The sequence below is a fragment of the Amycolatopsis sp. cmx-8-4 genome (assembly GCF_046548675.1).
Classification (GTDB): Bacteria; Actinomycetota; Actinomycetes; order Mycobacteriales; family Pseudonocardiaceae; genus Amycolatopsis.
Genome location: NZ_JAEBDZ010000006.1, coordinates 99,188 through 123,833 on the forward strand (window position 1 = coordinate 99,188; position 24,646 = coordinate 123,833).

Here is a 24,646-nt window from a genome sequence, read left to right on the forward strand (position 1 = left end):
GGTGCAGCGACGCTGGTCACAGCGAGATGGGGTCCCCTCGCAAGGTCGGTGTGAAGGTGCGACTATGAGTTCATGGCTGCTGCGAAGTCGAAGTCGGAACCGCTTCGGATCCTTGTCCTCGGTGGTGGGTACGTCGGGCTCTACACGGCGTTCGGCCTCCAGAAGATGCTCCGGGCCAACGAGGCCTCCGTGACCGTCGTTGACCCGCAGCCCCACATGACCTACGCGCCGTTCCTCCCGGAGGCCGCGGCCGGCGCGATCGAGCCCCGCCACGTCGTCGTGCCGCTGCGCCGCGTCCTCAAGCGCTGCCACGTGCTCACCGCGCGCGTCACCAAGATCGAGAACGACAAGAAGTCCGTCACGGTCGAGGCCGCCGACGGCCACATCGAGCAGCTCGGCTACGACGTCCTCGTGGTCGCGCTCGGCGCCGTCGCCCGCATCCTGCCGATCCCGGGCCTGGTCGAGCAGGGCATCGCCTTCAAGACCATCGGCGAGGCGATCTACCTCCGCAACCACATCATGACCAAGCTCGACGAGGCGGCCAGCACGCTCGACCCCGAGCTGCGCAAGCGCCTGCTGACGTTCACCGTCGTCGGCGGCGGGTTCGCCGGCATCGAGGCGCTGGCCGAGCTCGAGGACATGACCCGCTTCGCGGTGGAGAACTACTACCCGAACATCGAGCCGGCCGACGTCCGCTGGGTGCTCGTCGAGGCCGCCGGGCGCATCCTGCCCGAGGTCCGCGAGACGCTCGGGGTGTACACGGTCGAGCAGCTGGAGAAGCGCGGCATCGAGGTCTACCTGTCGACGGCGGCGAAGTCGTTCGAGAACGGCCACGTCGAGCTCTCGGACGGCACCGAGTTCGACACCGACACGCTCATCTGGACCGCGGGTGTGAAGGCCAACCCGGTGCTGGCCGACTCGGACCTGCCGCTGGACAAGCGCGGCCGCCTCGAGGCGACGGCGGCCATGCAGGTCGTCGGCCACCCGGACGTGTGGACCGCGGGCGACAACGCGGCCATCCCGGACCTCTCGCGCACCGAAGAGGACCCGACGGCCACCTGCCCGCCGAACGCCCAGCACGCGGTCCGCCAGGCGAGGCTGCTCGCCAAGAACATCATCAAGGTGATCCGCGGCGGCCAGCCGAAGGACTACTACCACAAGAACCTCGGCGCGGTCGCGAGCCTGGGCCTGCACAAGGGCGTCGCCGACGCGCTGAACCTGAAGATCAAGGGCTTCCCGGCGTGGCTGTTCCACCGCGCGTACCACCTCAAGGCGATGCCGACGTGGAACCGCAAGATCCGCATCCTGTTCGACTGGATCCTCGGCGGCCTGTTCCGGCGTGAGGTCATCTCGCTGGGCCAGATCAACAACCCGAAGGACGAGTTCGCGCGCGTCTCGAAGTCCTGACGTTCCGGTCGGAAGAGCCCCTGTCCGCTTCGGCGGGCGGGGGCTCTTTTGTGGCCTGTTAAGAGCCTTTTGGGGCAGTTGCCAGGAAATGACCGACTGTGTGCCGGTGAGCGACATGGTCTGGACAACTGGGCCGTTGAGCGGGTATCCCTTTCTTCACTACGAAGAATAAGTCGGCGAACCTCCCCCTCGCCGACGGTCGTCGGATCGACTCCGCACCGCCCGTCCCCACGGTCCCAGGAGCTTTCATGCGCTTTTCCAAAACCCGAGCGGCCCTCGTCACGGCGTTGCCCGCCGTGCTGAGCGTCGCCGTCATCGCCGGCGTGCCCGGCACCGCGGCCGCGGCCGGCCCCGCCTTCCCCGCCCACTACGCGGCCCCTTACCTGCAGATCAGCGACTCCGACGCCGGCCAGATGTCCGCCGACATGAGCGCCACCGGCACCAAGTTCTTCACGCTCGCGTTCCTCACCCCGCAGTCCGGCTGCACGCCGGTCTGGGAAGCGAACGGCACCGGCGTCGGCTCGTTCAAGACGCAGATCAGCGCGCTGCAGGCCGCGGGCGGCAACGTCATCCCGTCCTTCGGCGGCGCGGAGGGTGGCGAGCTGGCCCAGACCTGCACGAACACCAGCAGCCTGACCGCGGCGTACGCGAACGTGGTCAGCAGCTACGGCACGAACCGCCTGGACTTCGACATCGAGGGCGGCGTCCTCGGCGACACGGCGTCGAACCAGCGCCGCAACTCCGCACTGGCCGCGCTGCAGCAGCAGAACGGCGCGGTCCAGGTCGACTACACGCTGGCCGTCGACCCGTCGGGCATCCCGGGCAACGAGCTGGACCTGCTGCGCGACGCCAAGAACAAGGGCGTCAAGGTCAGCGTCGTCAACCTGATGGTGATGGACTTCTACGACGGCCAGCCGGTGCTGGGCGACGCCCTGTCCGCGGCCCGCGCCAGCGCGTCGCAGCTGGCGAGCCTGTACGGCATCTCGACGTCGGCGGCCTACGCGATGATGGGCCTGACCCCGATCGCCGGCCGCAACGACGACGGCGCGCAGTTCAGCCAGTCCGACGCGCAGCAGCTGGAGACGTTCGCCGCCCAGAACGGCGTCGCGGAGCTGTCGTTCTGGGAGCTCCAGGACTACGACCGCGCGACGGGCTACGCGTACTCGAGGATCTTCAACGCGATCACCGGCGGCGGCACGACCACCCCACCGCCCGCGGGCAGCGGCACGATCACCGGCTACGGCGGCAAGTGCGTAGACGTCGCGGGCGCCTCCTCGGCCAACGGCACGGCGGTCGACCTGTACACCTGCAACGGCACGACGGCCCAGAAGTGGACGTCGACCTCGGGCACGCTGCGAGCCCTGGGCAAGTGCCTGGACGTGAACGCGGCGAGCACCGCGAACGGCGCGAAGGTCCAGCTCTACGACTGCAACGGAACGGGCGCCCAGCAGTGGACCCACACGGGCAACCAGCTGGTCAACCCGGCTTCGGGCAAGTGCCTGGACGCCACGGGCCCCAGCTCCGCGGACGGCACCCCGCTGCAGATCTGGACGTGCGCGGGCAGCGCCAACCAGTCCTGGACGCTGAACTGAATCCACAGTAGACACGAGGCCGGCCGGGGACACCCCCGTCCGGCCTCGTGGCTTGCGCGGGCCGGGATCGCCTAGAGTGTGCGGTGCCCCCGTAGCCCAACTGGCAGAGGCAGTCGACTTAAAATCGACCCAGTGCGGGTTCGAACCCCGTCGGGGGCACAAATGAGTAACGATTGGCGTCCATGTATTCGGATCGGTCGGTCTGGTCCTGCTGCGGTCTCTCGGCGTGTTTCCGATCTGTCTGGGTGAGTCCAGTGCGCCCGGTTCACTCGCTCGTGTGCGGAGTTGTGCACGGGTGAAACATTTCCCTCGCCTCAGCGATACCCAGGAGAACTGGGGACTGCGCTGAGGTCGGAGGGCAAATCGATGGGGCGTCGCCGAGGGTTTTTCGCCGAGATGCAGTATCAGGCGGCCAAGGCGCAGAAGGAGCGGGCGCGGCAGGTGGCAGCCGCTGAGCGGGAACGGGTGCGTCTCGAACGGGAAATGCATCGCGCTCAGGCTGCCGCCGCTATGGCACGCGAGCGTATGGCGCGCGCGGATGTGCAGGCGGCGGCCCAGGCGGAACGTGAGGCGAAGCGCCTCCACGTCGAAGCCCAGCAGACGAAGGTCGAGTCGCTCAACGCGGATCTGCGAGAAGAGTTGGCCGCTATCGACAGCATTCTCGAGTCGACACTGGCTGTCGATGATTACGTCGATCTGGAAAACCTTCGCCGGGTCGCTGAACATCCGCCTTTCCAGTCGGTGCACACAACAGCGGCGCCCGCGCCGGTGCCGATCGTTGCTCCTCTGGAGCCCTACTTTCAGCCGCCTGCGGCGCCGGCCGGTATCTCGGCGGTCTTCGCCAAGAAGAAGCACGCCGCTGCGACCGCTGCCGCACAGGCCCAGTTCGGGCAGGCACACGCTGCTTGGCGAGCCGTGGTCGCGCAGATTCCGCAACGGCAGCTGGCTGCGGCGCAGCAGCACCAAGCCGTGGAGGGCGAGCGATTGCGGAGACTTGCCCACGATCGACGGCGGTATGACACCGAGTGTGACGAACGGCAACGGGTCGTCGATGTGGAAAACGCTCGGCTCGACGATCTGATCAACCGGCTCGCGAAGAGCGAACCCGAGGCGGTCGACGAGTATGTCGGGATCGTGTTCGGCAACTCGATCTACCCGGACGTCATCGCCGACAACAGTGATTTCGACTTCTCGTACAGCTCGGACTTGCGCGAACTGTCCATCACGGTCGTGTTCCCGTCGCCTGAGGTGATCCCGAAGACCAAAGTTTTCCGCTACGTGCGCGCCAGTGACGAGATCGCGGAAACGACGTTGACGCAAAAAGACGTGACGACCAGGTACGTCAACCTGCTCAACAACATGACCTTGCGAACGCTCCACGAGGTGTGGGAGTCGGACCGTGCGGGGAGGATCGACAGCATCTCCTTGGTCGGCGGCGTCAACCACGTCGATCCCGCCGTCGGCAGGGACGTGTTCGTTCGGCTCGTCGCACTGGCGGTGAGCCGTGAAGACTTCCTGCAGATCGACTTGTCCCGGATTACTCCGTCCGAAACGCTGAAACACCTTCGCGCTGTCGTGTCGAAGACGCCGCATCGATTGACCCCGATCGACGACAAGAAGGGTGTTCGTGGATGAGCGCCTTCACCAGCGGGGCGACTCGGTGAACGGTCTCCAATTCGTTCCGCCGCCGGGATGGCCACCTCCGCAGCCTGGTTGGGTGCCGCCTCAGGGGTGGCAGCCGCACCCGTCCTGGCCGCCGGCGCCTCCGGGCTGGGAGTTCTGGGTGGCCGACGGTTCGGTCGATCAAGGGGGCCAGCCCGCCGCGGACTCGCCGATGGAAGCTCCTCCGGCTGCCGCGACTCCGCGGCCTGACGTCGTAGAGCCGCCGCGTGACCTCGACCTGCAAGAGGAGCCGACCGCGTCGGTCCGCCAGGAGCTCGAAGCCGTCCGCGAACAGCTCGACCAGGCAAGAAATGAGTTGGTCGAGCTCAACGATGCGATCCTGCTCCAGCAGGTCGGGATCTACGAGTACCACCACCCTCTCGAGAACGCAGAACAGTTCAAGGAGGCACTGGCTACGATCCGGCAAGAGGTGAAGGAGTTCGTCAAGAACGGCGTCGCGATCCTCGCCGCTGATCGGTTCGCCTACAACAACTCGCTGGCGCAGGGCCGGAAGATGACGGCCGACTTTTCGAAGCTCATGTTGCGGGCGTACAACGCCGAGGCCGACAACTGTGTCCGATCCGTTCGCGCCGGCACAGTGGCCTCGGCGAAGCAGCGCCTCGACAGATCGGTCGAGTCGATCGTGAAGCTCGGCAAGATGATGGAGATGCGCGTTGCTCCCGAGTACCACCTGCTTCGGCTTCGCGAGATCGAGCTGACTGGTGACTACCACTTCAAGGTGCAGGAGGAACGCGAAGCGGCCAGGGCTGAGCGTGAACGTCTGAGGGAAGAGAAACGCGCGGAAGCGGAACTCCAATCCGAACGCGACCGCTTGGAGAAGGAACGTGACCACTACGCCAACGCCCTCGCGAAACTTGCCGAGCAGGGCAAGCAAGGGCAAGCCGAGGAGCTGCGCGAGCGGTTGACCGCCATCGACGACGCGATAGCGCGGAACGACTATCGCATCGCCAACATCCGGGCTGGGTACGTATACGTCATCAGCAACATCGGTGCGTTCGGTGAGAGCGTCGTGAAGATCGGGATGACCCGGCGCCTCGAACCTCGGGACCGCATCCTGGAACTCGGTGACGCGTCGGTTCCGTTCCCTTTCGACACTCACCTGCTGCACTTCTCGGAGGACGCGATCGCGCTCGAGAACGAGCTGCACAAGATGTTCGCCGATCGCCGGCTGAACCAGGTCAACCTGCGACGGGAGTTCTTCTTCATCACGCCGCAGGAGATTCGCGCGGTTCTGGCCGAGAAGCTCGGAAACATCCTCGAGTTCAACGAGACACCCGAGGCGTCGCAGTACTTCCAGAGCCGCGCGTCCTGGCCGGAGGAGAGCCGGAGGTAGAACGGTCAGGCGGCCGAGCGTTCGCTCACCGGGCGGCGGCGGAGGGGGACTTCCTGTAGGGCCCGCGGTACGAAGTCCTGGTCCAGTGCGCTCACGTTCGTGCCCGGAGGGACGATCTCGTCGATGCGGTCCAGTACCTCGTCCGACAGCGTGACCTCCATCCCGGCCAGCAGGTCGTCCAGGTGGGCCATCGTGCGGGGGCCGATGATCGCGCTTGTGACGCCCGGGTGGGAGATGGCGAACGCCATCGCCAAGTGGGTCATGGGCATGCCTGCCGACGCTGCCAGGGGGATCAGTTGCTCCACGACGTCGATGCGGCGTGAATCGTTCAGGTGCTTCAGCAGGCCCGCTCGGCGCAGGGTGTTCTCCTCGCCGCGGCGGACTCGGCCTGTCAGCATTCCTTGCCCCAGCGGGCCCCAGACCAGGGTGCCCATTCCGTGGCGTTGCGTGGCCGGGAGGACTTCGCGCTCGATTCCGCGGCTCAGGATCGAGTATGGCGGCTGCTCCGTGTGGAACCGCTCGAAGCCGCGGCGGGTCGCGGCCCACTGAGCCTCGATGAGGTCCGATACCGGCATCGCCGACGTGCCGATTGCGCGGACCTTGCCGCTGTGGATCAGGTCGTTCAGGGCCGAGAGGGTTTCCTCGATGTCCGTCGACGGGTCGGGGCGGTGGATCTGGTACAGGTCGATGTGGTCCGTCCGCAGGCGGCGCAACGAGTTCTCGACCGCGGTCATGATCCAGCGCCTCGACGTGCCCTGGTGGTTGGGGTCGTCGCCGGTCGGGCGGCTGAACTTGGTGGCCAGGACCACGTTGTCACGTCTTCCCTTGAGGGCCTTGCCCACCACGTCTTCGACGTCGCCGTAGGCGTCGGCCGTGTCGACGAAGTTGATGCCCGCGTCCAGGGCCTTGTGGATGACGCGGATCGAGTCCTCGGGGTCGGGGTTGCCGATGGACGTCGCGAACATCAGGGTGCCCAGCGCGTACGGGCTGACCTTGATGCCGGTGCGGCCGAGGGTGCGGTACTGCATGAGGGGCGCTCCTGGCGGTAGTGTGGGCATAAGCGGAAAGCTCTTCCGCTACTATATGGAAAGGCTTTCCGGTTATGCAACCGCGCAAGCTGCGCGCCGACGCCCAGCGCAACGTCGACGCCCTGCTCGAAGCCGCAAAAAAGGTCTTCGCCACCTCGGGCGTGGACGCTCCCGCGAAAGAAATCACCGACCTGGCCGGGGTCGGTGTCGGGACGCTCTACCGGCACTTCCCGCAGCGTGCGGACCTGGTCGTGGCCGTGCTGCACCGGGGGATCGACACCTGCGCGGTCGCCGGTCCGGCGCTCAGCGCCGAGCACGAACCGCGGGTGGCGCTCGCGGAGTGGCTGCGCCGGTACTCCGCGTTCGTCGGGACCAAACGCGGCCTCGCGACGGCCCTGCACTCCGGGGATCCGGCCTTCGACGGCCTGCCCGGGTACTTCATGGAACGGCTTGAACCCGTGCTCGCGGCGCTGCTCGACGCCGCTGTCGCGACCGGCGGGATCCGCGCCGACGTCAGCGCGAAGGACCTGATGCACGCCATCGCGCTGTTGTGCCAGCCCGTGCGCGGCGAGGGCATCGAGTACAACCAGCGCATGGTCGGCGTGCTCGTCGACGGACTCCGGCGCGCCTGAAACCCCGATGTACGCCGGGTGTACCCGCCCTGGATCCTCCCCGCCCACGCTGCACGGAACCCGCATTTCGCGAGGTCATCCGTACGGGGAGAGCAGCATGACAACATCCAGCAAGGTGGGCCGCGCGGCCCGCCGTCGCGCCGGCCGCCGTCGCGCCCCTCGCGGCGCCGGCCGCGAAGGTCGCGCAGAAGGTCTGCCCAGCCCGCGAAGCACACTCCGGCCAAGCACGCTCCGGCGAAGCACAGCCAGGCCAAGCCGGTGTCCCGCAAGAAGGGGCCGGTCGTGAAGCACCAGACCGCGCAGCCCGGGCAGGCCAACCACATCACGCTGCCGCACCTCGTCGCCAAGCCCGTGGCGCTGCCGAAGCCCGTGCAGTCGCCGAAGCCGGCCACGCCGTTGGCGCTCGCCTAGGCGACGGCCGAGGTCGGGGCGGCGAAGGTCGGCCAGGGACTGCGAACACAACGGCAGCCGCAACACCGCGCGGCCATCAGGCAACGCGTCGACGTCCGGGAGCAGGACGGAAGTGCCCCGCAGCCGGGCCTGCTCGCGCTCCAGCGCACTCCGCGTCGAGCGGTCCAACGGGCCGGGGAAGATCTTGAGCGCGAACGCCGTGTCCCCCTCGACACCCGCGTACACCTCGGCGACCGGCCCGGCCCCGACCAGCACCAGGTCGTCGCACGGCGTGTCGATCGTCATCGCGAGCGCGGTCCCCGGCGTCGTGCGAAAGTTTCCCCCGAATTCTCCCACGGCGATCCCCGCGTGCCATACCGTCCACAGTGGTCGATCAAGAGTCCGGTTCGCCCGGTATGCGAACCTCGGAAAACGCGTTTCCGAGGTAGCAATCTGCACTTTTCTGGCTTCTTCTTGCCCTTCTGGACAACACATTCGAGTTAACGGGGACACCGGAAGTGACCTCTGTGAGGTCCATGTATGCTCCGGTGTCGCTTGACCGGGTGATCAGTCACCCGAATTGGTGGCCGTCGTGATCGGGGCTGGTCTCACGCGGTCATTGACGTCGTGATTCGGGCTCGGATAGGAGATTTATGCAGGTCAGGTCAGGACTCGTGCGCGGCGGGATCGCGGCTCTCGCCGCGGCCGCCGCTGTCATGGTCGGCGCTCCGGCCGCCCTCGCCGACGACGGTGCCGCTCACGGCAAGGTCGACGGGAACGGTGGCACCGTCGGTTACCGGCTCAACCTCGGGAAGGGCGGCGACTACATCGCCGAGCTGTTCTCGATGAAGCTGTCCGACGGCAGCACCCTCAAGCTCTACTGCGTGCAGATCACCGTCGGCCTGCGGACCGACGTCGACATGGTCGAGCGCCCGTGGAACAAGTACCCCGCCAAGGGCCCGTTCGAGGAGAACAGCCCGAAGATCAACTGGGTCCTGCACCACGGCTACCCGGGCACCGGCCTCGACGCGCTGGGCAGCGCGCTGGGCAAGGCGGGCGTCACCGTCCACGGCGGCGTCTCCGAGCGCGAGGCCATCGCCGCGACGCAGGCCGCGGTGTGGCACTTCAGCGACGGCGTGAACCTCGACGCCACCAAGCCGCTGGCCGAGGAGAACTCGGCCGACGCCAACGCCGACGTCGCCGCGCTGTACGGCTACCTGACCGGTGACCAGAACAAGGGTCTCGCCGCGCAGCCGAAGCCGACGCTGAACGTCGCCGCGGACAAGACCGAAGGCACCGCGGGCAGCAAGATCGGCCCGTTCTCGGTCGCGACCTCCGGTGACATCACCGCGCTGACCAGCCAGCTGCCCGACGGCGTCAAGCTCACCGACGCCGACGGCAAGGAGCTGAAGGCTTCGGACGTCAAGGACGGCACCAAGCTCTACGTCGACATCCCGGCCGGCACCAAGCCGGGCAAGGGTGCCTTCGAGCTCAAGGCCAGCGGCGAGCTGGACACGGGCCGCCTGTTCGTCTCCGAGAACTACGCGCGGCAGCCGGCCCAGTCGCTGATCGTCGCCGACTCGGAGAAGACCGAGGTGACCGCGAACGCGGCCGCCAGCTGGACCGAGGCCGGCGCGCCGGCCACGAGCCCCGCGCCGACCACCCCGGCCGGTTCCCCGGGCGGTGGCGGCGAGCTCGCCAACACCGGTGTCGACGCGGCCGTGCCGTTCACCGTCGGCGGCCTGCTGCTCGGTGGCGGCGCGCTGATGCTGCTGGTGAGCCGTCGCCGCAGCCGTGCGTGAGCTGAGCTGAACTGAACGAAGCGGGGCTGGTCCACAGTGGACCGGCCCCGTTTTCGTACCCGACGAACGGATTGCGACCTTCGGGGCGAAAGCGGCGAACCGTGCACGCAGTGGTCTAGACTTTTCCGCCGACCGGCGAAGGGACGAGACCATGCGCGGTACGACCGTTCCGCCCGGGACGCCGTGTCCCTCGCCGCGCGCGGGGGAGCTGCCGATGCACCGGCTGGAGCTGCCGGCGCCGCACGCGGTGCCGTTCGCCGTCGGGACGTTCGACACGATCGGGCCACTGTCGCGCGCGGAGTTCCCGCACCGGCACACCTTCCACGAGCTCGTGCACGTCACCGGCGGCACCGGGACGCACGTCGTGGACCTGGCCCGCTGGCCGCTGCGGCCGCCGCACCTCGGCGTCATCGCGGCCGGCCAGGTGCACCACTGGGCCGGCGTCCGGGGCCTGTCCGGGCACGTCGTGCTGTTCACCGACGACTTCCTGCTCGACTACCCGGCCGACCGCGAGCTCCTGCGCCGGCTGGGCGAACGGCCGTGGCTGGAGCTGGACGACCGCGCCGACGCCGACGTCACGCGGCTCGTCGCCGAGCTGGAGGCGGAACACCGCCGCGGCGCGGACTCGGTGGTGCGGGCGCTGCTGCACGTCCTGGTCGTGCGCGTGGGACGCCTCCCCGGGACGCCGGACGCGCCGCCCGTGCGCGCCGGGGCGGTGGCGGCGGAGTTCGCCCGGCTGACCGGACGCGCCGACCTCGGGCTGTGGTCGGTGCACGCGCACGCCGAACGCATCGGCGTCACCCCGGGGTACCTCACCGACGCGGTCAAGGCCGCGACCGGCCGCACGGCCGCGCAGCTCGTGCGGGAGGCGCGGATCCGGGAGGCCAAGCGGTTCCTGCTCCGCACGGACCTGACCGTCCGGCAGGTCGCGAGCCGCGTCGGGTTCGCCGATCCGGCGTACTTCTGCCGGTTCTTCCGGCGGGAGACTGGGCTGAGCCCCGGCGACTTCCGCCGCACCGGCGAGAAGCACCACGACTGACGGCGCCAGTCCATCGTCGGCGGCCCGGGGCGCTCTTACCGTCGAGAGCATGGACGAAGAGACCAAGCTGAGCCGCAAGACGGTGCTGCGGGCCGCATTGGCCGCCGGTGTCGCGGCGCCCGTCGCGCTGCTCGGCGGCCCCGCGCTCGCCCGTACCGCGGCCGTGGGCGGCCAGGCGCCGGAGCTGACGCCGTCGTGCCACGACGACGACGATCCGACGCCCGAACAGACCGAAGGCCCGTACTTCAAGCCGAACTCGCCGGAACGGACCTCGCTCGTCACGCCGGGCACCCAGGGCACGCGGCTGACCGTGACGGGTTACGTCTTCGGGCTCGCGTGCCTGCCGGTGAACCGCGCGCTGCTGGACTTCTGGCAGGCGGACGTCAACGGCGCCTACGACAACACCGGCTTCACCTTCCGCGGCCACCAGTACACCGACGCCCGAGGCGCGTTCACGCTGTCGACGATCGTGCCGGGCCTCTACCCGGGCCGCACCCGGCACATCCACGTGAAGGTCCAGGCGCCGGGCCGGCCGATCCTGACCACGCAGCTGTACTTCCCGAACGAGCCGCGCAACAACACCGACACGATCTTCGACGCGCGGCTGCTGATGACCGTGCGGGACAACGGGAGCGCGAAGGAGGCCGCGTTCGACTTCGTGCTGAACGTGCCGCAGACGCCGACCACCACCGGCAAGCCGCCACCGACCACTACCACCGGGACGCCGCCACCGACCACGTCGACGCCGCCGGGCGGCACCACTTGGGCGGCGGGCACCGCCTACGCGGCCGGCGCCCGCGTCACCTACGGCGGCCGGGAGTACGTGTGCTTACAGGGGCACACGGCCCAGCCGGGCTGGGAGCCCCCGAACGTCCCCGCGTTGTGGCGGACGGCCTGAGGCTCCCAGCGTGGGGTCGTGAGTGTTTAGGGCGGTTCTAACCGCCCTAAACACTCACGACGGGGTCAGCAGTAGAGGTTGGCGCCGGGGTCGACGCCGAGGACCGCGCTGATCGAGCGGTACTTGGAGACGCGGCTCTCGACCTGGGCCGGGTTGCCGCCGTTGCACTCGATCGAGCCGTTGATGCTGCGGATCGTCTCGCCGAAGCCGCGGCCGTTGACGATCGCGTTGTGCGGCGTCATCGTGCCCGGCCCGGTCTGGGTGTTCCAGTACCAGAGGCCGGTCTTCCACGCGACGGCCGAGTTCTGCTCGACCTGCCAGGGGTTGCCGAGCAGGTCGATGCCGAGCGCGTCACCCGCGGCCTTGTAGTTGAAGTTCCAGCTCAGCTGGATCGGGCCGCGGCCGTAGTACGCCGCCTGGCCGGCCGGGCAGCCGTAGGACTGGCTGTAGTCGCAGTAGTGCGGGTAGTTGGCCGTGTTCTGTTCGACGATGTAGACGAGGCCGCCGGTCTCGTGGTCGACGTTCGCGAGGAACGCGGCCGCCTCCTGCTTCTTCACCGTGTCACTGCCGGTGTTCGCGAAGCCGGGGTAGGCGGACAGCGCCGCGGTCAGGCCGCTGTAGGAGTAGAAACCGTTGCGGCCCGGGAAGATCTGGTTGAACTGGGCTTCGCTGACGACGAACGAGCCCGGGTTGCCGGGGTTCGTGCCGCCGCCGTCGCAGCTGTAGGGCTCCCAGTACCAGGTGCTGATGATCGGGTCGTAGCCCGGGTTCGCGTTCTTGGCGCGGTAGTAGCCGCCGTTGGTGTACTTGACGATCGCACCGACGTCGTACCACTGGCCGGCGACCCAGTTGGGCGCGTTGCAGGTCGTCCCGCCACCGCCGCCGTCACAGCTGTAGGGCTCCCAGTACCAGGTGCTGATGATCGGGTCGTAACCCGGATTCGCGTTCTTGGCGCGGTAATAACTGCCGTTGGTGTACTTGACGACCGCGCCGACGTCGTACCACTGGCCGGCGACCCAGTTGGGCCCGCTGCACGCCGCGGCGGCGGCCTGCGGGGCGGCGGTGGACAACGCGGGCACACCGAGCACGAGCGCGGCTGCGGCCGCAAAGGCGGAAATCACCGCGACAAGACTTCTTCTCAAGGCTCGCTCACTCCTTCGGCCACGACAGGGTCCGGACGTGGGGAGGCGTCCGGGTGTCGAAGAGGGGGTGCTCATCCGGCCGGGAAGAACGTGACACCAGTCACTAGAGCAGATTGGTCTAGTCCAGTCAAGAAACCGGGCAACGCGGGCAACGGGTGTGCGCGAACGGCCCTGGCATGATGCGGTGATGACCGGACATGTCACGCGCGCCGCCGCGGGCAGCGAGGTGGGGCGGCGCTACTCCGCCAACTTCGATGTCGTGCACCTGACCGAGGATCCGTTGCTCGCGGTGGTCGCCGACGGAATGGGTGACGGTGAAGGCAGCCGAACGGCCGGACGGACCGCGGTCGACGTCTTCGTCGCGGGCGCAGGTGATTCCGCGGACTCGTTGCGGGAGGCGGTCGCCGCGGCGCAACGCGAGGTGAACGAGTCCGGTAGGCGGATCGGCGGCCTGGCCGGGTGCACGCTCACCGCGCTCGTCGGGTCCGGCGGCGGGTACTGGCTCGTCCAGATCGGCGACTCGCGGGCCTACCGGCTTCGCGACGGCCTCCTGGAGCTGCTCACCACCGACCACACGATGGCCTGGCTCGGCGCGGTCAACGGCTGGTACGCGTTCGACTCGCCCCAGGCGTCGGCCGCGCGGTACCAGCTGACGCGCTACATCGGGCACCCCGCGCACCCGGAGCCGGACGTGCTCAGCCTCGCGCTGCGCCCGGGCGACGTCCTGCTGCTGTGCAGCGACGGCGTCGCCGAGCAGGTGCCCTACGAGCGGATCCGCGAGATCCTCGGGCGGCCGGCCGAGCCGGCCGAGCAGGTCCGGCAGCTGCTGGCCGTCGCGGAGGCGGCGGGCGGCCAGGACAACGCGACGGCGGTCGTCGTCCAGGTGTCCTAGCTTTCGCTCGTCACAGCGATCGCGGTAGCCCGAACGCGGGCAGCACGGTGTTCTCGAAGCGGGACATGGCGCTGATCCGGTCGCCCGCGAGCGTGAGGACGTACAGGCCGGTGCCGTGCCGGACGCCGGTGGCGGCGCGCAGGTAGGACCCGAAAGCCGGCTGGCCGTTGGCGCGGGTCGCCACGAGCTCGAACCGCCGGCCCGCGCCGAAGAGGTCGGCGCAGAAGCGGGCCACGACGTTCCGGCCCTGGTATTCGAGCGGCAGCGGCGGCATGGACATGAACACGTCGTCGGTCAGCAGGGTCACCAGCGCGCCGACGTCGGCGGCCTCCCAGGCGTGGACGAAGTCCGCCACGATCGCGTTCTCGGCGGGGGAGCCGGCCGCGGGAGGCGGGGCGCCGGGTGCGGGCCGGTGGTGCCGCAGGCCGGCGCGCGCTCGCTTGAGGGCGCTCTTGACCGAGTCCACGGTCGTGTCCAGCATGCCGGCCACCTCGCTCGCGGGGAACCCGAGGACGTCGCGCAGGACGAGGACGGCGAGCTGGCGGGGCGGCAGGACCTGGAGCGCGGTCACGAAGGCCAGCGACACGGATTCCGCTCGCTCGTAACGAGCTTCCGGGTCGAGGAGGGCGTCGGGATACGGCTCGAGCCAGACGACCTCGCCGAGCCGGGTCGGTTCCGGCGGTTCGACGCCGGGGATGTCCCATTCCTTCGCCGGGCGCCTGCTCGCCGCGCGAAGCGTGCTCAGGCACCGGTTGGTGGCGATCCGGTAGAGCCAGGTGCGCAGCGAGGCGCGGCCGTCGAAGCCACCGAGCCCCCGCCAAGCGGCCAGCAGGGTGTCCTGGAGCGCGTCTTCGGCGTCCTGGAACGACCCGAGCAGCCGGTAGCAGTGCACCTGCAGCTCCCGGTGGTGCGGCTCGGTCAGCGCCCGGAACGCGTCGCCGTCCCCGGCCCGGGCCCTGCTCAGCCGGTCGGTGCTGGTCAGTTCCACACTCGCCACCCTTCGTCCGTTCATCTTGTACGGACTCCGCCCGCGCGCAGAAGGGGGCGCTCGGCGACCGCCCCCTTGCCCGGTTTCGCGGCGTCTCTCCGGTGGCCGACAACACGAAGAAGGAGATCCGCCATGGGGAAGATCGTCATCAGCGAGAACGTGTGCTGCTGGGGCGGCGGACCCACGAGTGGTTCCTCGCGCAGGGGTGGGCGACCCGCGGCGGCGCCTGGGCGGACCGGCTGCGCGCCGTGCCCAAGTACGTCGTGTCCTCGACCCCCGGAGACCTCGAGTGGAACTCGACGGTCCTGAAGGGCGACCTGGTGGAAGCGGTCTCGCGGCTGAAGCAGGAGGTGGCCGGGGACGTCGTCCTCTACGGCAGCGGCCGGGTCGCGCACGCGCTGATCGAGCACGACCTGGTCGACGAGCTGCGGCTGATGGTCTGCCCGTTCGCGCTCGGGGAGGGCGAGCGCCTGTTCGGCCGGACCAGTGCCGTGAAACCGGTGCGGCTCGTCGGGAACCGCACGGTCGGCACCGGCATCGTCCGCCTCACCTACCGGCCCGTCCGCGACGCCTAGGGCGGTTGCCGGACACGCCCCTGGACGTGTCCGGCAAGTCCGCGGTCATCGCGTTTGCGGGATCCGCACCTTCGCCGGCGGCGCGAGCTGCAGCAGCCGCTGCAGCCGGGCGCGGCCCAGCCGGTGGAGCATCTCCCCGAGCTCCTCCGGCGCGATGCAGCTCTCGAGGTCGATCCGCGTCACGTGGATGACGCGGTCGATCTCCGTGACCGGGAGCCGTGCGCCGAACTCCCCGGTCAGCCACACCCCAACCTCGTCGACGACGTTGTCCGCCCGGTGGCTTCGTACGGTCATCGCTTTCCTCGTTTCGGCTCGCTGGGCACCCAGGTCGAGGCCGGGAAATGCCGGCCTGACGCGGGTTCGACGGCCGAGTGCGGGAGCCATGACGCCGAACGGCGAAATTGGTCGCGAGAAAGCTTTCCGTGTCCGGTCGGGTGGGATCCGTGACGACGCGCGTCACTCACATGGGCGGAACTCCGACCGCAGTTGTCGGCCGATCGGGTGGAAAACGGGGGAACGTCCCCGATCGGCCGTACCTCCCAGGACGCTGGAGACGTCTGGTGGGGTGCGGGTGTTCCCTTGCGGGATGCGGAAACGGAGACACGATCGATGGGCCGGTACGACCGGACCGACCTCGGGGCCTACAGCCTGGGCCTGCTCGACGACGCCGAGACGGCGCGGGTCGAGCGGCACCTGGCGTCGTGCCCGGACTGCCGTCAGGAGGTCCGGGAGTTCGAGTCCGTCCGCATCATGCTGGACAGCCTGGGAAAGTCCACTTAGGACACTCGCCGGAAACTGTCGGTGCCCGCCGCTAGCTTGCGGACGTGACCGATGACCAGTTCCTGAGCCCGACCCGGGCCACGTACGCCATTGTCGCCGAGAGCTACGGCGAGTTCGTGCCACCGGTGCGCGACGACATCGAGGACCGCGCGCTGCTGGCGGCGTTCGCCGACCTGGTCCGCGGTGGCCCGGTCGCCGACCTCGGCTGCGGCACGGGCCACGTTACGACGTACCTGGCGTCGCTCGGCCTCGACGTCTCCGGCATCGACCTGACGCCGGAGATGCTCGCGATCGCCCGCCGCAACTACCCTGAGCTGCGGTTTTCCGAGGGTTCGCTGCTGGGTCTCGATCTTCCGGACGGCGGTCTCGCCGGGGCGGTGGCGTGGTACTCGATCATCCACACCCCGCCGTCGCGGCTCCCGGCGGTGGCGGCGGAGCTGTTCCGGGTGCTGCGCCCGGGCGGTTACCTGCAGGTGGGATTCCACGTCGGCGACCAGCACAACCACCGGACGCAGGGGTACGGGCAAGAAGGGTTTTCGCTGGACATCTACTGGCTGCCGGTGGACGGGGTCGGCGACCTGCTGAGCGACGCGGGCTTCGAAATCCTGACCAAGGTGGTGCGCAACCCGGCGGCACGGGTGCCGCAGGGCCGGGTGCTGGCCCGCAAACCCGCCTGACGTGCGGCGCCGCGGCTCAAAGCCGTGAATGGCACATTGAGGGACTCAGAGTCCCTCAATGTGCCATTCACGGACTTCGGAAGCGTGGTTCGCCGGGTCTCGGCTCAGTAGTCGTCCCGGCCGGTGAACTGCTGCTCCAGCAGCTCGGCCGCGCCCGCCACCAGTTCCAGCGGGTCGATGAACTCGTTGATGTCCAGGTTGATCAGGGGCAGCGAGTGCCGCAGCACGATGTGGTCGCCCATCACCGCGACCCCGCCGACGATGGTCGACTCGCCGACCTCGGTCAGCACCGCCAGGAGGTCGACCTCGTCGTGCCGGGCGAACGGCGTCGCGATCTGCACCCAGTCTTCGCGCTGGTCCAGGATCTCCCGGGCGATCACCATGATCTGGGCGCGGTTCTCGGTGTCCGGCTCGTCGCCGAAGATCAGCCGGATGCGGATCTCGTCGGGCTCGTCGCGCACCACCCGGTAAGCCTGCCTGATGTAGGCGACCAGATCGCCCCACTCCGCCATCAGACGGCGCCGATCCGGTCGAGGTCGGCGAGCACGTCCGCCGGCAGCTCGAGATCCGCGGCCGCGAGGTTCTGGCGCAGGTGCTCCGGCGATGACGTGCCCGGGATCAGCAGCATCGACGGCGACCGCTGCAGCAGCCACGCGAGCGCGACCTGCATCGGCGTCACGCCGAGGCGGGCGGCGCAGTCGTCGAGCAGGCCCGACTGCAGCGGGCTGAAGCCGCCGAGCGGGAAGTACGGCACGAAGGCGATCCCCTCGGCGGCGCACTTGTCCACGAGCGGGTCGTTCTCCCGGTGCGCCAGGTTGTACTGGTTCTGGACGCACACGACCGGCGCGATCGCCTTGGCCTCGTCGAGCTGTTCGGCGGTCACGTGGCTGACGCCGAGGTGCCGGATCAGCCCCTTCTCCCGCAGGTCCGCGAGCACCCCGAACGGCTCGGCCAGCGACATCGCCACGGGGTAGCCGCCGGTGGCGTCGCTCAGCCGCAGGTTGACGACGTCGAGCGCGTCGAGGCCCAGGTTCCGCAGGTTGTCGTGCACCGCTTCGGTCAGCTCGTCGGCCGACAGCGCGGCCGGCCACCCCTTGTCCTCGCTGCGGCGCGCGCCGACCTTCGTGACCAGATGGACGGCTTCGGGGTACGGGTGCAGGGCTTCCTTGATCACGGCGTTCACGGTGTGCGGGCCGTAGTAGTCGCTGGTGTCGATGTGCGTGACACCCGCTTGGACGGCCTCGCGCAGCACGGCGACCGCGGTGTCGTGGTCCTTCGGCGGTCCCCACACGCCGGGGCCGGCCAGCTGCATCGCGCCGTAGCCCATCCGGGTCACGGAAAGTTCGCCGCCGAGAAGGAAAGTACCGCCGGGATCGGACATGTCACTCCTTGCTGTAGGTGCCGCGAAGGAGTCTAGGGAGGATCCGGCTCAGCCGCAGACACCCTTGCCGCGCAGCACCCGCGTCACCGACTGCTGGACGCGCGTCGTCGGCAGCTCGCCCGAGGCGACGGCTTTCTCCAGCCGGTCCAGCACCTCGTCGACGCGGCCGCCGGAGGACCACAACGCCTGGTCCGCGCCGGCTTCCAGGGCCTTCAGGACGGCGTCCGGCAACGTGTACTGCGCCGTGATGGCCTTCATCGCGCCGAGGTCGTCGGTCAGGATCGGCCCGGTGAAGCGGAATTCGCCGCGCAGCAGCTGGTACGCGGGCGGCGAAAGTGACGCCGGGACGCCGTTCGTCAAGTCCGGCACGTCGAGGTGGCCGACCATCACGGCGACCGGGCCGTAGTCGGCGATGTTCCGGTAGGGCGCGAGGTCGACCGCGCGCAGCTGCGCGAGCGGCGGCGTGACGACGGTGCCCTTGTGGGAGTCACCCGAGCCGTGGCCGTGGCCGGGGAAGTGCTTCAGCACCGGCTGGACACCCGCGTCGCGCAAGCCCGCGGCGAACGCCGTGGCGTACGTCTTCACGCGGGCCGGGTCGGGGCTGAAGGACCGGTCGCCGATCACGTCGTCGTCCGGGGCGTCCGTGACGTCGGTGTCGGGCGCGAAGTCCACCGTGACGCCGCGGGCCTTCAGCTGACGGCCGCGTTCGGCGGCGATGCCGCGGACCTGCTCCGGCGTCTTCGTCTTCGCCAGCTCGCGCGCGGACGGCATGTCGCCGTCGAGATCGTCGATGCGCTGGACGCGGCCGCCCTCTTCGTCGACCGAAACGGCCACCGGGAGCTTCGCTACGCCCTGCACCGCGTCAAGTGAGTGATCTTTCAACAACGCTGTTGCGTTACCCCCGATGAAGATCCCGCCGACCTGGTTTTCGCGCACCAGCGCCACCGTCGAGGCCGGGTTGTCCCCGGTCACGCCGACGACGACCAGCTGCGCGACCTGCCGGCGGACGTCGAGGCTCTTCACCAGCGACGCGCAGTCGCCCGGACGCGCGAGACTCGAGGTCGGCGCGGGTGCGGAGGTCGCGGCCGGGGCGGGCGGAGCCGCGGAAGGCGGCGTCCGCGGGATCGCCAAACCGGACACGATCCGCGGTTGCAGGCCGATGACCAGCAGACTCACGACCACGACGCACAGGGCTACCCCCAGGGCAGCCAGACTTCGGCGGTTCATCGGTCCCTTCACTCGTCGGCGGGCCCCACGACGGTAGTCGACGCCCCTTCTTCGCCGTGTGAAGGACCGTGAAGAAGACTCTGAAGAAGCGGCACTACGCCGTTAGAGAATTCGTGAAGGCGGTCTCACCAGACTGGGCGGCGTCAAGAAAATCGATGACGGTTACCAGGAGGCACGATGGACCAGGTGCGCGTGGCGGCGTGGGCGTCCGACCCGATCGCCCTCACCGGGCTGATCAACCACCTGCGATCCCGCCCCGAGCTGCTGGTCGTGCCGCGAGCCCGCCGTGGCGAGGCCGCCGTGCTGGTGTTCGCCGCGAACCAGGTCGACCGGGACGTCATCGCCGCGCTGCGCGCCGCGGCCACCGAGTCGCCGGCCGCGATCGTGCTTGTCGCCGGGCACGTCGACCCGGCGCACCTGAGCCTGCTCGCCGACTGCCACGTCTCCGCCGTGCTGCCGCGGACCGCCCTCGACCGCGTCACCGACAGCGTGCTCGCCGCCGCGCGGGGCCGGACGACGTCGCTGCGCGATCAGGTCGAGGCGCTGGCCCACGAAGGTGCCGGGGCGTCGCTGACGCCGCGCGAGGTGGATGTGCTTCGCTTGATGGCGGAAGGCTGGGACACTGCCGAGATCGCGGGCAAGCTGTGCTACTCCGAGCGGACCGTGAAGAACGTCATCTACGCCATGACCAACCGGCTCAACTTGCGCAACCGGCCGCACGCGGTCGCGTACGCCGTGCGCGCGGGTGTGATCTGAGGGAAGCTCACCCACGTGGGAACGATCATCCGCCGGACCGCCGCGGCGGCTGCCGCGCTGGCCCTGCTCGCCGCCTGCGCCCCGAGCGACGCCGGGGGCAAGACCAAGCTCACCATCGCGACCTTCGGTGAGTTCGGCTACGCGCCGCTGATCGCGGAGTACGAGAAGCTGCACCCGGACGTCGAGGTGCAGAACCGCGTCACCGACTTCGACACCCACCACAAGGGCCTCGCGACCCAGCTCGCCACCGGCCACGGGGCCGCCGACGTCGTCGCGATCGAAGAGCAGTACATCCCGCAGTACCGGAAGGCGAAGGACAAGTTCGCCGACCTCGCCCAGTTCGGCGCGCGGGATCTCCAGAACCAGTGGGCGCCCTGGAAGTGGGCGCAGGGGACCGACGGCGATTACGTCCTCGGCCTCGGCACCGACATGGGCAGCCTCGCCCTCTGCTACCGGCGTGACCTGTTCCAGGCGGCCGGGCTGCCGACCGACCGGGACGCGGTCGCGAGGCTGATGCCCGACTGGACCGCCTACGCCGCCACCGCGCAGCGGTTCACCGACAAGACCCCGAACGTCAAGTTCGCGGACTCCGCGGGCACCGTCTACACGGCGATGCTGAACCAGTCGCCCGAGAACTACTTCGCGGCGAAGGACGATTCCTACATCGGCGGCACGAACCCGACCGTGCGCAACGCCTTCTTCCTGTCGGGCGGCATCGCCGCGAAGGGCCAGACGGCCGCCGCGACGACGTTCACGCAGGCCTGGAACGTGGCCATCAAGCAGGGCTCGTTCGCCACGATCGCGTGTCCCGCGTGGATGCTCAGCCAGATCAAGCAGGCCGGCGGCGACGACAACAGGGGCAAGTGGGACGTCACCACCGTGCCCGGCGCCAGCGGCAACCAGGGCGGCTCGTTCCTGACCGTGCCGAAGCAGAGCGAGCACCCGCAGCAGGCGTACGACCTGGCCCGCTGGCTGACCGCGCCGGAGCAGCAGAAGAAGCTGTTCCTCTCCGACGGCATCCTGCCCAGCGAACCCGCCGTCTACAAGGACCCGCAGGTCGTCGCGCACACCGACCCGTACTTCGACGACGCGCCGACCGGCAAGATCTTCGCCGCGTCGGCCGACTCCCTGCGGCCCAACTACCGGGGCCTGCACGACGCCGACGTCCGGCCGGAGTTCGGCCGCGCGCTCGGGCGGATCGAGGACAAGACCGAGAACGTCGACCAGGCCTGGGCGGACGCCGTCCAGCAGGCTCAAGCAGCACTGAAGTAGCTCCGCGTGCAGCACCGGCTCGCCCGTTTCGACCGCAAGGTCACGCCGTTGCTGCTCATCGCGCCCTTCTTCGGGCTGTTCGTCGTGTTCGGCGCGTTCCCGCTGCTCTACACGATCTGGGTGTCGCTGCACGACTGGAACCTGCTCGACGGCGACCAGGGCTACCTCGGGCTCGCCAACTACGGCGAGCTGCTCACCGACCCGCGGTTCTACAACGCGCTGGCCAACACGGTCGGCATCTTCGTGCTCGCCGCCGTCCCGGAGTTCCTGCTGGCGCTGGGGATCGCGGCGCTGCTCGACCGGCCGCTGCGGGCCGCGACCTGGTGGCGCACCGGGATCCTGCTGCCCAACGTCGTGTCGGTGGTCGCCGTCGGGCTCGTGTTCGGGCAGCTGTTCAGCCGCGACTACGGTGTCGTCAACGAAGTGCTCGGCTGGTTCGGCGTCGCCCCGGTCAACTGGCAGGCGAGCACCTGGTCGTCGCACGTCGCGGTGGCGTCGATGGTGCTCTGGCGCTGGACCGGGTACAACGCGCTGATCTACCTGTCGGCGATGCAGGCCGTGCCCGCCGACCTGTACGAGGCCGCCGCGCTCGACGGCGCGTCGCGCTGGCGGACGTTCTGGTCGATCACCGTGCCGGGCATCCGGCCCGCGCTCGCCTTCACCGCCATCGCCGGCACCGTCAACGGCCTGCAGCTGTTCGCCGAGCCGCAGCTGTTCGACTCCGGCGGCTCCGGCGGCACCGGCGGCAACGACCGCCAGTTCCAGACGGTGACGATGTACTTGTACGAGAAGGGGTTCACGCACTTCGACGCCGGTTACGCGGCCGCGTTGACCTGGGTGCTGTTCGTCGTCTGCGTGCTGTTCGCGCTGGTCAACTACCGGCTGGTGCGCCGGTTCGTGAGGGCGGCATGAGGCCCCGGCGTCGCGCGGGCGGCTGGGTCTACGCGGTGCTGATCGGCGTGCTCGGCGCGTCGATGTTCCCGCTGTACTGGTCGTTCGTGGTGTCCACAAGGGACAACTCGGCGATCGGGGAGACCTCGCCCTTGCTGCTGCCGGGCGGGCACCTCTTCGAGAACGTGCGCCGCGTGTTCGACACCGTCGACTTCTGGCTCGCGATCGGCAACTCGCTGATCGTCTCGGGCACGGTGATGGTGTCCAACGTGGTCTTGGCGAGCCTCGCCGGGTTCGCGTTCGCGCGGCTGCGGTTCCCCGGCCGCAACACGCTGTTCTTGCTCGTCGTCGGCTCGGCGATGGTGCCGGCGCAGCTCGGCGTGATCCCGCTCTACCTCGTCGTCGGCGACCTCGGCTGGTACGGCCGGCTCGAGGCGGTGATCGTGCCCGGGCTGGTCAGCGCGTTCAGCGTGTTCTGGATGCGGCAGGCCTGCGAGAACGCGATCAGCACCGACCTCGTCGATGCGGCGACCGTCGACGGCTGCTCGATCCTGCGCACCTACTGGCACGTCGCGGTGCCGTCGTTGCGCCCGCAGGCCGCGGTGCTCGCGATGCTGACGTTCATGGCGACGTGGAACGACTACTTCTGGCCGCTGGTGGTACTCGACCCCAACGAGACACCGACCGTGCAGGTCGCGCTGTCGCAGCTGGCCAGCGGGTACTACACCGACTACGCGCTGATGCTGACCGGGGCGACCGTGGCCGTGCTGCCCGTCATCGTGGCGTTCCTGCTGCTCGGCCGGTACGTCGTCCGGGGGATCCTGAGAGGGGTGCCAGTATGACCGGGTTTCCGGCGGGCTTCCGGTGGGGCGCGGCGACCGCGTCGTACCAGGTCGAGGGCGGCGTCACCGAAGGCGGCCGGGGACCGTCCATCTGGGACACCTTCGCGGCCACCGACGGCAAGGTGCTCGACGGCGCGTCCGGCGAGGTCGCCTGCGACCACTACCACCGCTACCCCGAGGACGTCGGCCTGCTGGCCGGCCTCGGGCTCAACGCGTACCGGTTTTCGGTGGCGTGGCCGCGGGTCATGCCCGACGGCGTGACGACGTCGGCTGCCGGTCTGGGGTTCTACGACCGGCTGGTCGACGAGCTGCTGAGCCGCGACGTCACGCCCGTGCTGACGCTGTACCACTGGGACCTGCCGCAGGCGCTGGAGGACGCGGGCGGCTGGCCGGCGCGCGACACGGCGTTCCGGTTCGCGGAGTACGCGGCGGTGGTCCACGACGCGCTCGGCGACCGCGTCGACCAGTGGACGACGATCAACGAGCCGTTCTGCGCGGCCTTCTTGGGCTACGGCAGCGGCGTGCACGCACCGGGCGTCCAAGACCACGACACGGCGCTGGTCGCGGCGCACCACCTGCTGCTCGGCCACGGCCTGGCGACACGCGCGTTGACGGAGCAGGCTCGGCCGGGGCACGAGTTCTCGCTGGCCCTGAACTTCGCCCCGGCCATCGCGGACGGCTCGTCACCGGCTCACGTCGAAGCGGCGCGGAAGTTCGACGGCATCCACAACCGCTTCTTCCTCGACCCGGTGCTGGGCAAGGGTTACCCCTCGGACGTCATGGCGGACGTGGCTTTTCACGGAGGCCGATTCGCCGCGTCGGTCCGGGACGGCGACACGGACACCATCGCGGCGGCCATCGACTGGCTCGGGGTGAACTACTACGCCCCGGCGCGGGTGACACCACTCGCGTACCCGTTGGCGCCGGGCAACTGCCCGCTGCCGGGGCTGCGGGGCCTGGACGTGCTCCCGGCTCGGCCGCCGCTGACGGCGTTCGGCTGGGAGCAGACGCCCAGCTCCCTGACGTCCATGCTGAGCTGGATTTCCGACCGCTCCGGCGGGCTGCCGCTGGTGGTGGCGGAGAACGGCGCGTCCTTTGTGGACGAAGTGGTCGACGGCCGGGTCCACGACACTGCCCGCGTCGCCTACCTCGACTCCCACGTCCGCGCGGTCCACGACGCGATCCGCGCGGGTGCGGATGTACGCGGCTACTTCGCGTGGTCCCTGCTGGACAACTTCGAGTGGGCGATGGGCTACTCACAACGCTTCGGCCTGATCCACGTCGACTTCGAAACGCAGGTCCGGACGGTCAAGGACTCGGGACACTTCCTCGGGCGCATCGCCAAGGCCAACGCTCTGCCAGACTTCTCGTGAGTGTTTAGGGCGGTTAGAACCGCCCTAAACACTCACGACAAGCCGC

The 24,646-nt window shown here is 69.4% G+C and carries 25 protein-coding genes and 1 tRNA gene; 19 read left to right on the forward strand and 7 right to left on the reverse strand.

From position 1 onward, the window contains the following. Positions 1 to 72: 72 nt before the first annotated feature. The 5 genes from ACLJQZ_RS14430 (at position 73) to ACLJQZ_RS14450 (ending at position 6,015) form a co-directional block, all read left to right on the forward strand. A complete protein-coding gene (locus tag ACLJQZ_RS14430) occupies positions 73 to 1,407 on the forward strand; it encodes an NAD(P)/FAD-dependent oxidoreductase (protein ID WP_326944428.1) in 1,335 nt (444 codons plus the stop codon). Between the two features lie 248 nt (positions 1,408 to 1,655). Continuing rightward, positions 1,656 to 2,999: a lectin gene (locus ACLJQZ_RS14435; RefSeq protein ID WP_410620514.1), complete on the forward strand. Its 1,344-nt coding sequence runs from the start codon at positions 1,656 to 1,658 to the stop codon at positions 2,997 to 2,999. 85 nt (positions 3,000 to 3,084) lie between these two features. Beyond that, a tRNA-Leu gene (locus ACLJQZ_RS14440) sits at positions 3,085 to 3,158 on the forward strand. Positions 3,159 to 3,395: 237 nt separating this feature from the next. Beyond that, the gene (locus ACLJQZ_RS14445; RefSeq protein WP_410620515.1) at positions 3,396 to 4,634 is read left to right on the forward strand and encodes a hypothetical protein; all 1,239 of its coding nucleotides are present in this window, start codon (positions 3,396 to 3,398) and stop codon (positions 4,632 to 4,634) included. A 148-nt stretch (positions 4,635 to 4,782) separates the two neighbouring features. Then, complete coding sequence (locus ACLJQZ_RS14450; protein WP_410620516.1) at positions 4,783 to 6,015, forward strand: DUF4041 domain-containing protein; 1,233 nt, start codon at positions 4,783 to 4,785, stop codon at positions 6,013 to 6,015. A gap of 5 nt (positions 6,016 to 6,020) precedes the next feature. Here ACLJQZ_RS14450 and ACLJQZ_RS14455 read toward each other — a convergent pair whose 3' ends face one another. After that, complete coding sequence (locus ACLJQZ_RS14455) at positions 6,021 to 7,043, reverse strand: aldo/keto reductase (RefSeq protein WP_410620517.1); 1,023 nt, start codon at positions 7,041 to 7,043, stop codon at positions 6,021 to 6,023. Between the two features lie 74 nt (positions 7,044 to 7,117). Here ACLJQZ_RS14455 and ACLJQZ_RS14460 point away from each other — a divergent pair, with 74 nt between their 5' ends. The 5 genes from ACLJQZ_RS14460 to ACLJQZ_RS14480 all read left to right on the forward strand — a co-directional run bounded on the left by ACLJQZ_RS14460 (position 7,118) and on the right by ACLJQZ_RS14480 (position 11,804). Next, positions 7,118 to 7,675 carry a TetR/AcrR family transcriptional regulator gene (locus ACLJQZ_RS14460; RefSeq protein WP_410620518.1) on the forward strand — a complete coding sequence of 186 codons (558 nt, stop codon included), beginning with the start codon at positions 7,118 to 7,120 and terminating at the stop codon, positions 7,673 to 7,675. Positions 7,676 to 7,957: 282 nt separating this feature from the next. After that, positions 7,958 to 8,086 carry a hypothetical protein gene (locus ACLJQZ_RS14465; protein ID WP_410620519.1) on the forward strand — a complete coding sequence of 43 codons (129 nt, stop codon included), beginning with the start codon at positions 7,958 to 7,960 and terminating at the stop codon, positions 8,084 to 8,086. Positions 8,087 to 8,718: 632 nt separating this feature from the next. Continuing rightward, entirely contained in the window at positions 8,719 to 9,867 is a 1,149-nt protein-coding gene (locus ACLJQZ_RS14470; protein ID WP_410620520.1) for a thioester domain-containing protein, read from the forward strand. Positions 9,868 to 10,018: 151 nt separating this feature from the next. After that, on the forward strand, positions 10,019 to 10,906 hold the full coding sequence (locus ACLJQZ_RS14475; RefSeq protein WP_410620521.1) for an AraC family transcriptional regulator: 888 nt from the start codon (positions 10,019 to 10,021) through the stop codon (positions 10,904 to 10,906). A 49-nt stretch (positions 10,907 to 10,955) separates the two neighbouring features. Continuing rightward, complete coding sequence (locus ACLJQZ_RS14480) at positions 10,956 to 11,804, forward strand: carbohydrate-binding protein (RefSeq protein WP_410620522.1); 849 nt, start codon at positions 10,956 to 10,958, stop codon at positions 11,802 to 11,804. Positions 11,805 to 11,869: 65 nt separating this feature from the next. Here ACLJQZ_RS14480 and ACLJQZ_RS14485 read toward each other — a convergent pair whose 3' ends face one another. Beyond that, on the reverse strand, positions 11,870 to 12,922 hold the full coding sequence (locus tag ACLJQZ_RS14485; protein WP_410620800.1) for a chitinase: 1,053 nt from the start codon (positions 12,920 to 12,922) through the stop codon (positions 11,870 to 11,872). A 211-nt stretch (positions 12,923 to 13,133) separates the two neighbouring features. On the opposite strand from ACLJQZ_RS14485, the gene ACLJQZ_RS14490 reads away from it, so the two are divergent. Continuing rightward, positions 13,134 to 13,838 (forward strand): PP2C family protein-serine/threonine phosphatase, encoded by a 705-nt coding sequence (locus ACLJQZ_RS14490; RefSeq protein ID WP_410620523.1) that lies wholly within the window; start codon positions 13,134 to 13,136, stop codon positions 13,836 to 13,838. A gap of 10 nt (positions 13,839 to 13,848) precedes the next feature. On the opposite strand, the gene ACLJQZ_RS14495 is transcribed toward ACLJQZ_RS14490, so the two are convergent. After that, a complete protein-coding gene (locus ACLJQZ_RS14495; RefSeq protein ID WP_410620801.1) occupies positions 13,849 to 14,820 on the reverse strand; it encodes a sigma-70 family RNA polymerase sigma factor in 972 nt (323 codons plus the stop codon). A gap of 107 nt (positions 14,821 to 14,927) precedes the next feature. On the opposite strand from ACLJQZ_RS14495, the gene ACLJQZ_RS14500 reads away from it, so the two are divergent. Next, on the forward strand, positions 14,928 to 15,401 hold the full coding sequence (locus ACLJQZ_RS14500) for a dihydrofolate reductase family protein (RefSeq protein WP_410620524.1): 474 nt from the start codon (positions 14,928 to 14,930) through the stop codon (positions 15,399 to 15,401). A 45-nt stretch (positions 15,402 to 15,446) separates the two neighbouring features. Here ACLJQZ_RS14500 and ACLJQZ_RS14505 read toward each other — a convergent pair whose 3' ends face one another. Then, positions 15,447 to 15,695: a hypothetical protein gene (locus ACLJQZ_RS14505; RefSeq protein WP_410620525.1), complete on the reverse strand. Its 249-nt coding sequence runs from the start codon at positions 15,693 to 15,695 to the stop codon at positions 15,447 to 15,449. A 315-nt stretch (positions 15,696 to 16,010) separates the two neighbouring features. Here ACLJQZ_RS14505 and ACLJQZ_RS14510 point away from each other — a divergent pair, with 315 nt between their 5' ends. Continuing rightward, positions 16,011 to 16,181, forward strand: coding sequence for a zf-HC2 domain-containing protein (locus tag ACLJQZ_RS14510; RefSeq protein ID WP_247057784.1), 171 nt, complete (start codon positions 16,011 to 16,013; stop codon positions 16,179 to 16,181). A gap of 44 nt (positions 16,182 to 16,225) precedes the next feature. Next, the gene (locus tag ACLJQZ_RS14515; RefSeq protein WP_410620526.1) at positions 16,226 to 16,858 is read left to right on the forward strand and encodes a class I SAM-dependent methyltransferase; all 633 of its coding nucleotides are present in this window, start codon (positions 16,226 to 16,228) and stop codon (positions 16,856 to 16,858) included. 104 nt (positions 16,859 to 16,962) lie between these two features. Here the strand turns inward: ACLJQZ_RS14515 and ACLJQZ_RS14520 are convergent, their stop codons facing one another. The 3 genes from ACLJQZ_RS14520 to ACLJQZ_RS14530 are packed head-to-tail and all read right to left on the reverse strand — an operon-like array spanning position 16,963 to position 19,466. Beyond that, complete coding sequence (locus ACLJQZ_RS14520) at positions 16,963 to 17,370, reverse strand: hypothetical protein (RefSeq protein WP_410620527.1); 408 nt, start codon at positions 17,368 to 17,370, stop codon at positions 16,963 to 16,965. Continuing rightward, positions 17,370 to 18,239: an oxidoreductase gene (locus ACLJQZ_RS14525; protein ID WP_410620528.1), complete on the reverse strand. Its 870-nt coding sequence runs from the start codon at positions 18,237 to 18,239 to the stop codon at positions 17,370 to 17,372. The genes ACLJQZ_RS14520 and ACLJQZ_RS14525 overlap by 1 nt, the downstream gene beginning before the upstream one ends. Positions 18,240 to 18,287: 48 nt before the next feature. Further along, complete coding sequence (locus ACLJQZ_RS14530; RefSeq protein WP_410620529.1) at positions 18,288 to 19,466, reverse strand: glycoside hydrolase family 3 N-terminal domain-containing protein; 1,179 nt, start codon at positions 19,464 to 19,466, stop codon at positions 18,288 to 18,290. A gap of 177 nt (positions 19,467 to 19,643) precedes the next feature. Here ACLJQZ_RS14530 and ACLJQZ_RS14535 point away from each other — a divergent pair, with 177 nt between their 5' ends. The 5 genes from ACLJQZ_RS14535 to ACLJQZ_RS14555 are packed head-to-tail and all read left to right on the forward strand — an operon-like array spanning position 19,644 to position 24,600. After that, complete coding sequence (locus tag ACLJQZ_RS14535) at positions 19,644 to 20,222, forward strand: LuxR C-terminal-related transcriptional regulator (RefSeq protein WP_410620530.1); 579 nt, start codon at positions 19,644 to 19,646, stop codon at positions 20,220 to 20,222. Positions 20,223 to 20,237: 15 nt separating this feature from the next. Then, positions 20,238 to 21,494, forward strand: a complete 1,257-nt coding sequence (locus ACLJQZ_RS14540) for an extracellular solute-binding protein (RefSeq protein ID WP_410620531.1) — start codon at positions 20,238 to 20,240, stop codon at positions 21,492 to 21,494. A 6-nt stretch (positions 21,495 to 21,500) separates the two neighbouring features. Next, entirely contained in the window at positions 21,501 to 22,406 is a 906-nt protein-coding gene (locus ACLJQZ_RS14545) for a carbohydrate ABC transporter permease (RefSeq protein WP_410620532.1), read from the forward strand. Continuing rightward, the gene (locus tag ACLJQZ_RS14550) at positions 22,403 to 23,227 is read left to right on the forward strand and encodes a carbohydrate ABC transporter permease (protein WP_410620533.1); all 825 of its coding nucleotides are present in this window, start codon (positions 22,403 to 22,405) and stop codon (positions 23,225 to 23,227) included. Before ACLJQZ_RS14545 ends, ACLJQZ_RS14550 begins: the two co-directional genes overlap by 4 nt. Continuing rightward, positions 23,224 to 24,600, forward strand: coding sequence for a GH1 family beta-glucosidase (locus ACLJQZ_RS14555; RefSeq protein ID WP_410620534.1), 1,377 nt, complete (start codon positions 23,224 to 23,226; stop codon positions 24,598 to 24,600). The genes ACLJQZ_RS14550 and ACLJQZ_RS14555 overlap by 4 nt, the downstream gene beginning before the upstream one ends. Positions 24,601 to 24,646 lie beyond the last annotated feature (46 nt).

Bases quoted from the DNA above. Each gene is read 5' to 3' on its own strand.
- ACLJQZ_RS14430 (WP_326944428.1), top strand. From the start codon at position 73: ATGGCTGCTGCGAAGTCGAAGTCGGAACCGCTTCGGATCCTTGTCCTC.
- ACLJQZ_RS14435 (WP_410620514.1), top strand. From the start codon at position 1,656: ATGCGCTTTTCCAAAACCCGAGCGGCCCTCGTCACGGCGTTGCCCGCC.
- ACLJQZ_RS14445 (WP_410620515.1), top strand. From the start codon at position 3,396: ATGCAGTATCAGGCGGCCAAGGCGCAGAAGGAGCGGGCGCGGCAGGTG.
- ACLJQZ_RS14455 (WP_410620517.1), bottom strand. From the start codon at position 7,043: ATGCAGTACCGCACCCTCGGCCGCACCGGCATCAAGGTCAGCCCGTAC.
- ACLJQZ_RS14460 (WP_410620518.1), top strand. From the start codon at position 7,118: ATGCAACCGCGCAAGCTGCGCGCCGACGCCCAGCGCAACGTCGACGCC.
- ACLJQZ_RS14470 (WP_410620520.1), top strand. From the start codon at position 8,719: ATGCAGGTCAGGTCAGGACTCGTGCGCGGCGGGATCGCGGCTCTCGCC.
- ACLJQZ_RS14475 (WP_410620521.1), top strand. From the start codon at position 10,019: ATGCGCGGTACGACCGTTCCGCCCGGGACGCCGTGTCCCTCGCCGCGC.
- ACLJQZ_RS14480 (WP_410620522.1), top strand. From the start codon at position 10,956: ATGGACGAAGAGACCAAGCTGAGCCGCAAGACGGTGCTGCGGGCCGCA.
- ACLJQZ_RS14490 (WP_410620523.1), top strand. From the start codon at position 13,134: ATGACCGGACATGTCACGCGCGCCGCCGCGGGCAGCGAGGTGGGGCGG.
- ACLJQZ_RS14505 (WP_410620525.1), bottom strand. From the start codon at position 15,695: ATGACCGTACGAAGCCACCGGGCGGACAACGTCGTCGACGAGGTTGGG.
- ACLJQZ_RS14510 (WP_247057784.1), top strand. From the start codon at position 16,011: ATGGGCCGGTACGACCGGACCGACCTCGGGGCCTACAGCCTGGGCCTG.
- ACLJQZ_RS14520 (WP_410620527.1), bottom strand. From the start codon at position 17,370: ATGGCGGAGTGGGGCGATCTGGTCGCCTACATCAGGCAGGCTTACCGG.
- ACLJQZ_RS14525 (WP_410620528.1), bottom strand. From the start codon at position 18,239: ATGTCCGATCCCGGCGGTACTTTCCTTCTCGGCGGCGAACTTTCCGTG.
- ACLJQZ_RS14530 (WP_410620529.1), bottom strand. From the start codon at position 19,466: ATGAACCGCCGAAGTCTGGCTGCCCTGGGGGTAGCCCTGTGCGTCGTG.
- ACLJQZ_RS14535 (WP_410620530.1), top strand. From the start codon at position 19,644: ATGGACCAGGTGCGCGTGGCGGCGTGGGCGTCCGACCCGATCGCCCTC.
- ACLJQZ_RS14550 (WP_410620533.1), top strand. From the start codon at position 22,403: ATGAGGCCCCGGCGTCGCGCGGGCGGCTGGGTCTACGCGGTGCTGATC.
- ACLJQZ_RS14555 (WP_410620534.1), top strand. From the start codon at position 23,224: ATGACCGGGTTTCCGGCGGGCTTCCGGTGGGGCGCGGCGACCGCGTCG.